The 7,828-nt window shown below is 35.4% G+C and carries 6 protein-coding genes; all 6 read right to left on the bottom strand.

Going from position 1 to position 7,828, the window contains the following annotated elements:
- Positions 1–16 precede the first annotated feature (16 nt).
- From KO505_RS12090 to KO505_RS12065, 6 genes are read right to left on the bottom strand one after another with little or no spacing between them, the layout of a single operon-like run.
- Positions 17–1,438, bottom strand: coding sequence for a tetratricopeptide repeat protein (locus KO505_RS12090; RefSeq protein WP_216055704.1), 1,422 nt, complete (start codon positions 1,436–1,438; stop codon positions 17–19).
- Positions 1,439–1,458: 20 nt separating this feature from the next.
- The gene (locus KO505_RS12085; protein ID WP_216055703.1) at positions 1,459–2,781 is read right to left on the bottom strand and encodes a TAXI family TRAP transporter solute-binding subunit; all 1,323 of its coding nucleotides are present in this window, start codon (positions 2,779–2,781) and stop codon (positions 1,459–1,461) included.
- A 55-nt stretch (positions 2,782–2,836) separates the two neighbouring features.
- Positions 2,837–3,250 (bottom strand): DUF4150 domain-containing protein, encoded by a 414-nt coding sequence (locus KO505_RS12080; protein WP_216055702.1) that lies wholly within the window; start codon positions 3,248–3,250, stop codon positions 2,837–2,839.
- A gap of 8 nt (positions 3,251–3,258) precedes the next feature.
- Entirely contained in the window at positions 3,259–3,903 is a 645-nt protein-coding gene (locus tag KO505_RS12075; RefSeq protein ID WP_216055701.1) for a DUF3540 domain-containing protein, read from the bottom strand.
- Positions 3,904–3,930: 27 nt separating this feature from the next.
- Positions 3,931–4,992, bottom strand: a complete 1,062-nt coding sequence (locus KO505_RS12070) for a pentapeptide repeat-containing protein (protein ID WP_216055700.1) — start codon at positions 4,990–4,992, stop codon at positions 3,931–3,933.
- Positions 4,993–7,827, bottom strand: a complete 2,835-nt coding sequence (locus KO505_RS12065; RefSeq protein WP_216055699.1) for a DUF2169 domain-containing protein — start codon at positions 7,825–7,827, stop codon at positions 4,993–4,995.
- Between the last annotated feature and the right edge of the window lies 1 nt (position 7,828).

Below are 7,828 nucleotides of genomic sequence, written 5' to 3'. Positions count from 1 at the left end.
ATTACAGTTAAGTAAGTTAATAGGTTTCAAATACCATGTTATAAATTAACTCTTCTGCATTTTCAGGCATTTCACTTACCATTTGTTGGTAATTTGACCCTATATGATAAGACAAATAAACAGTGGTATCAGGCCAATACCGAGTTACAAAAACTTCTGTGTCTTTCACTATCCAGCTGTACTTAACCTTGCCAAAGTCTAATGAGCCTTCAGTTTCAATTGGTGGCCCATATTTTTCTTTCACCATATCAATCACGGTTAAAACAAAATTAGGATCATTTTGAGAAGGAAAGCGATATTCTAGAGAGGCAACATGGTCTGTTTGAAGACTATAACCAACAAACAATCTGTCAGTTCTCTTTAAAAGTCGAGAAGATTCGTAAATATCAAACCAATAATTATCTTGTTCACGTAACATATTGCCATTATTGGATTTCAATTTATTACGTAATGCGTCTCTTGTCGCTTGGGCTAATGTAGTACCAAATAGAACGAGTGAGGTATCAAAAGACTCTATTTGTTGTTGTAATATTGGTAATCGTTGTTGAGATGGGAAGTAGCCTTGGTCAGCAGCTTTACTATGCCAAAACAGAGCTTCTTGTAAATTTAGTGTGGTGCCTTTTCCTTGTTCATATAATAAAGCTAAATTATATTGAGCATCTATCACACCTTGATTTGCTGCTTCGGTATACCATTTCAATGCTAACTGATCGCTTTGTGCGACACCTCGTCCATATAAATACATCCATGCTAAATTATTCTGGGCTGCACCATGTCCTTGAGTTGCTGCTGATGTATACCATTTAAATGCTTGTTGATCGTTAAACGTTTGAGAGCGTGATTGTTTATACACTTCCATAAGGTTAGAAGATAAAGGAACTTTGCCTTGTTGATATAACAAACCATAATTAAATTGTGCACCAGCATGACCTTGTCTAGCTGCTGATAATAACCAACGAATGGCTTGATCATAATTTTGCTCTATTTTTTGACCAGCAACATATAAATTACCAAACTCAAACTGTGCTTCAGCATAACCTTGACTCGCACTACGCTGAATCCAAATAGTCCCTTGTTTGTAATTCACCGGCATGCCTAACCCATTTAAATACATAATGCCTATATAGTATTCTGCTCGAGCGTCTCTCTCTTTGGCTAGTGGGTACCATTCGGTTAACGCTAAGCTATACCTTTTTTCATTATATGCAGTCATACCTTTGTCAAAATCACCTTCAAAACCTAAGTCGTATAAAGGATCTAAAGCCTGAAAATCAGGTAAAACTTTAACAAATGAGTCAGTTGGAAGTTCTACTTCAACATCCATATTTTGATCTGCTTTTGTTTCTTCATCATTACCTAACAATGAGCTGCAACCAGATATTCCAATACTTAAAATGGAAGCTGACAACGTAAATTTAACAAAGTCTTTTGTGTTCATAATTACACGTAATTCCGTTTTTAAGCCACGTTAGTAGAGCCAGCAAGGCCCAAAGAAAGTTTCCATTGAATATCTTTTATTACATGATCACATTGTTGTAAGAAAGCGATAAATACAGGGCTGTTACTCATATTTTGTTCACAGGCTATTTGTATACCGTCTTGCTTAATTTTACGAGCTTCAGCTAAGCGTCTGGTTAATAACCTATAATCTTTAGTATCGGCTTGTAACATTTCATGTTGATTTATATCCTCTAACAGTTTTTCTATCCGTTGAAATCTGTTCTTCTTATTCTCTTCTGCTTTTCTATTTTTTATATCAAACCATCGAGAAACAGCGCTTAGGATTAAAATGGTTATACATAAAATAACCCACTTATATATCCAAAGTTGAAGTAAAAATGCGTAGGCCGTTTTTTGTAATTTTGAATAAGGATTAAATATATGTAATGCAGCTTCATGTGTATCTAAACTTGGTAAAATACCACCTGTTGTGTTTAACCATTGTTTTATTAAAGGAAATTTTTCACTTACATCTTTATTTAACAATGCCGTTAATAAACCTTCAACTAACAATGATGGCGCATCTGTACGAGTTACTAATAACGCATCCGTACTTAATATAGATAAAGACTTTGTTGGCATAGGTCCCATTATAGAAGGGTAAACACCAACCGGTAATGTATTAGCGTTCAAATACGGGTAAGATGTTGCTACGCCTTCAGCCGCTTCAATTTCAATAAGTTTAAAATGTCCACTTGCCATGAGCTTTTGCAGATATTCATCTTTAAAACTTGAGGTTATTATTGCCCCATCAAGGTTGTTACCTTCTAAAAGCTCAAGGTGTGATACTTCTGTATTGCGCAAAGTTTTTTCTTCTACTCTATAGTGGTTTAGTAACTTAAGCGCATTTTGGCGATGATCACTTTGTAAAGCACCAAGCGAGATTCGATGGCCAGCCAGGTTTGAAATTGAGTTTATCGCACTATTTTCTTTTACTATGACGTGGATATAGCTTTTTGAGATTGGAACAACCACAGACATATTCGTCATCGAACTAGCCGCTGGTGATATTATTGCGACATCAGCTTTACCTGATTGCAAAACGCCACGATTGAACGTTGAACTTCGGCTAACCACTAATTCAACTTTGTAATCAGTGTATTGTTCTATCGCTAGTTTTAATTCCTTTCCTACAGAATATAAGTAACTGCCTCTTTCACCAGATGCGATTCTCATTACATTGCTGGTATTACTCTGTGAATAACCAATATAGATCACACCTAAAATAGCTGCAATCATAAGTCCCCAGTTTAAAAATGGACGCAAGTTATAGAAACTCATCCGCTACTTTCCTTCTATTTTAATAAGAAATTATTATTATTTATTAACGATGACATTATGCCAATATCATTACTTTTACTTGTGACGGTGCCAGTGTCATACCAAACGCGCCTGGCATCATGCCATTTTGTCCAGATAACCCGAGCATTTTGTTAGCTGGTAACCCACCCATGAATGTTTTAACACTGCCTAACAATTGCCTTTGTGGTCCCATCACCATACCGGATAATGGATTCATCATTAAACCGCCGTTATCACCATTACTCATAGGCGTTATAGTCATCATGTTATGGTTAGGCATGGCCAACGTTAACACTTTCACCTGTGACGGAATAGCTGTCATTGGTACGGCTATATTAGGGTAAGGTATCGGTGTTGGTATTGGACCAACAGGCGAAGGTATCGGCGTTAAACATACGTCTGGCATTGCCATGTTTAACCCACCCATTTGTGTTGTAGCAAAAACCATATTACCCCCTAGCCCATATGAATTCGTTCGCCGTCAATTTTCACGTCTTTTCGAGCCGTGATTAATGCGTCTCTAGAGCGAATTGAAAGCGTTTTTTTAATGGTTTGCATAAAGTTAAGGCTAGTTTGCTGATCAACCCCATCCACCGTTTTAAAGCTATTTTTCATTCGTTGCGTTAAACAATCTGTTATAAAATTAAACGCTTTCGAAATAGAATTTACTTCACGCCATTGGCTCACTACTTTATCGCCACGGACAGATAACTCATTACTTATTATTGAAGTATTTAAACTATTAATTGCCAATTTATTTGTTGTTAAATTGGTTTGTGAAGGACTGGTTATGTCTATGCCCTCACGACCTGATAAATTAATCTTCCCATGTTTAGCAACTAATGAAACATCGGCAGGAAATTGAAGTTTCATATCGTCGTTAGTAGGACGTTCAATAATGGCAAGAATATATAAATCATTTCCGGTGCTAACTAATACTTTATCGCCAGGTTCTGGCGTTACTAAACAACTAAATGCCAATTTAGCTCTGACACAGCCTTGTGAATACAACACCATAAAATCTTTACCAAAGCCGCCTTGAACTACAGCAATTTCAGTCTGTTGAATTGAATGATCATGTTTTGTTAATGTACTAGTCACGACGACCTCCCATGTAAGTCAAAGCAATTACCACTGCTCGGCTTTTTGTTTAGTTTTATCTGTTTCAAGTGCCACGCTTCTATTAGCATTTCGCCAAATCGTGTCTTGCTCAATCACTTCATGTAAATTAGTTCTGTATAACTTAGTGTTCGATAAATCTGCGTTGGTTAAATTTGCATGGCTAAAATCAACATATGTTAAATCGGCCCCATCAAATACAGCACCGGTACAATCTGTTTTAACCATTAACGCTTGTTCAGCAAGAATTTTTGTAAAGTTCACTTTAGTTAAATTAGCTTCTTGCATTAACGTTTGTTGCATTTTTGAGTGACTAAAGTTAGCTCTAGTCAAATTAGCCTTAATAAAATTAGCTTGTAATGCTTGTACCTGACTGAAATTTGCCGCCGTTAAATCGGCTTCCATAAATCCAGCTTGAGATATATCCATTCCTGTAAAGTTGGTCCCACTCAAAACTGTTTCTTGGAATTGCGGCTTTATAAAACCGACCTTAGTAAAGTCATAATTTGTAAAATCAGCTTTTTGAAAAAAAGGTAACTCCCAGTTAACTTCACTTAAATCTATGTCTTTAACATTACACTCTAAAAAATTTACTCTAAACGCTGTGGATTTGGTCCAATTACTCATAGATATATCAGCATTAATAAACGAACTCTGATCTAACTTTGCCTCTATGAATTTTGCCGACTGCAAACTAGGATTTATAAAGCTGGTATTTTCAAAATTACTATTAGAAAAGTCAGCTTGGTCAAATTTTGCATCTATAAAGTTTGCTAATCTAAGGTCACAACCAGTAACCCTAATGCCTTGACCTTTTGGTTCTATAAAGTTCGCCAAGATTAAATTAGCATTGTTAAGAATAGCCCCGGTAAAGTCACAGTTAATAAAATTACATTCTTTTAACTTAGCACCTGTTAAATTAGCATTACTGAAGTTAACAGATTCAAAATTGCCACCACCTATATCAACACCTTGATAGTCACTATTTGATAAATCTAGACCTTGGATAATTGGCTCGCCGCCTTTAACTGCTGCCACTAATTGTTCTTTACTTAATTTATCTTTTAACAATTATGGCCTCCAATCTTTTAAAATGGTTTGATCAAGATTGGCGCCTTTATACTTATTATTACCTAATGTAGAGTCCATAAAGTTAACACAATATAAGTTTGCCCTATCAAAACAAACATCGACAACATAAGCTTTATATAAAGACCCTTCCATTAAATTAAAGTTGGTTAGATCTGCCCCTTTTAAGTTCGATTTCATAAATTGAGTACGAATGGCTTTAGCTCCAACAAACAAACTATTTTCAAGGTTAGATCCACTAAAATCGGCTTCATCTAATAATGAATTAGAAAAATCTGAATTATTTATTTGGTTATCTCTAAGGCAAGATTTACTAACATCAGCGCCAACAAACTTACAGTTATTTAATTCACAACCGCCGACAAATCGACTATTGATCATTTGTGCCGTTGTAAAATTAGCTTCATTGATCGTTGCCTCAACAAAATTAGCACCATCAAGTATGGCTCCTTTAAAATCAGCATTAGTAAATACTGGTTTTATAAAGTTGGCCTGAGTTAAATCACTACTGATAAATGTACATTTATTAAAGGTAGGGTTAATAAAATTACATTGCTTAATGCTTGTATTATCAAATACTGTATCTATAAAACCAGTATCAATAAAAGTCATATTATCTAATACACAATTAACTAGTTTGGTTTCATTAAAAATAGCATTACCCAGTTGTGCATTGACAAAATTACATTGAAACAAGTCTGTTCGTGTCAAATTAGTGGCACCTATGTTGGCGCCTTTGCAATTTGTATTATGTAGTTTTGCATCCGTTAAGTTTGAACCTGCTAATATTGCGCCTGTAAAATTAACCTCTGATAAATCACAACCTGTAAAATTAACCCCCTCAAGATAACAACCAGATAAATCTAAACCTTGTAAGTTCTGTCCGGCTAAATCTATACAGGCATAATCACCGTTGACTAATGATTCTCCGTTTTTTAATTTAGTTATAAAATTTTGTTTTAATATATCTTCCTGACCTGGATGCGGAGAACGTGACTGTCCCATTAAATGGGCACCCATGATATAAGTTTCTTTTAACTTAAGGTCTGCATCTAACAACTGCTTTTCAATGGACTCGATATCAATGTTTAGTGTTGGTAATCTTTCTTCAGGTACACCTAGCTTACGCATTTCATCTATTTGTGTTGAAGCATCTAAAACTTGTTTTTTTACAGCAACTAACTGTTCATTAATATTAGGTCTAGGCCACATTGGAGGGAGATCGATTTCATCAAGGTTTTTCTCCATATCAGCAATTGCGTCAGTGAATAAATGATAGTCTTTGTCTTCTTTTAACTTTTCGACTTCCAATTTAATCTGTTCTTTTGCAGCAGCAGTTTTTTCTTCTGCCAATTTGTCAGTAAATACTTTTATCTCATCCATGACCGATAAGTCGATATTAAAAATATCTATATTATTGGGGGCAGTTACCATACCGGGTGCCATTTTTTCCATTAAAGCTTCTATTTTTATTTGTTCTGGTGCTTTTTCAGGATTATTGATTTGATCAATGTATGGAGTTGGATCAACCCCCATTGCTTTGCATTGTTCAATAATTTGTAACTTAGCATCATCTAGTTGGTTACTCATTTCCTTACGTTTATTGTCTGCAAATTCATCTATATTAGATTTACCTAACATTTCTAAAGGAAAATCATATTCTTCTTGAATTTGTTTAAATCCACAAGTCATTCCATTAGCTATTAAAGGTGAGGAAAATAAAGCGTATTTATAGCCATGAACTGGGTCAAGCCGTTTTGTTAACTGATCTTGGTAATGCTTGAGTGTTCTAGGCTGATCATCTCGATTTTCACAAGCTAATAATAATGCACTTACATCTGAACCATCATCTGAATGAGCTTCGATTGTTCCACGGTATATCATCACCCCCATGACAGCATTTGGAAAAAGCCACAATGTATCCATCTTAGTGGGGATCTCTTTAAACTGTGTTTCCAATTCATTAGTTTCAACATTAATTGAAGTTTGATTTACAAATGCACGACCGTAAACCTGTGGAAGAACCCCTTCAAACTTTTTATGTTCAGCATGCATGTTAGTAATAGAATAATGCTCAGAACCTTTAAAAAATCCATTAAGCCATTGATCTTCTGCTGCGTCGTTATAATACTCCCAACTGATATCGTTGGCTAAGCCCGGCATTTGGTTATCTAAATACTCTTGGTCATAAGTACCAGCTTTATCAACTCTAGGTTGCCACATAATGTCTACACGACCCAAACTGGCTGGTTGAACTTGTCTTGAACTTGACGTTATTAAGCTGTTTTTATACTCAACATTAGGTAAAAATTGAACTTCACCAGTATCGGTATCTATTGCTTTAAAACCTTTTCCTACTGGGTTAAATGAGTAACCATCTCCACCATAAGCATTTTGATAGGTTATTGGCATTTCTGAAAAAGTTTTAGGAGAACTAGGTGTTATGCCTGCGCCTAACAATTTGTACCAATGTCTATCACCAAATACGGCTAACTCTTTATCAACTTGAACCTGGTAACTATCGTTTTTGTCTTTTACTGATAGTTTTAAATGCACAGAACCGGCATTCACGGCTTGATTATTAGGGGCGATAAAGTCACCACAAACTAAGACTTCTCCAGCTTGTTTTGGCATTGCGCCGTCAAAAACATCACCATCTAATTGCTCTCCTATTGTTTCCCATAATTTTTGCTCTAATAATATTTCACCATCAATCAAAGAAAATGCAATTGGAATGGATACAGCAAAGATATCCTTCTCTAAATAAGTAAAAGATTTGTGTAATACACTAAGTTGCAGAGGTTTAACTATATTCATT

The organism is Psychrosphaera sp. F3M07, assembly GCF_018860345.1.
GTDB lineage: Bacteria > Pseudomonadota > Gammaproteobacteria > Enterobacterales > Alteromonadaceae > Psychrosphaera > Psychrosphaera aquimarina.
Note: the sequence above shows the minus strand (reverse complement) of the source record. Positions and strands in the feature narration are given on the sequence as shown.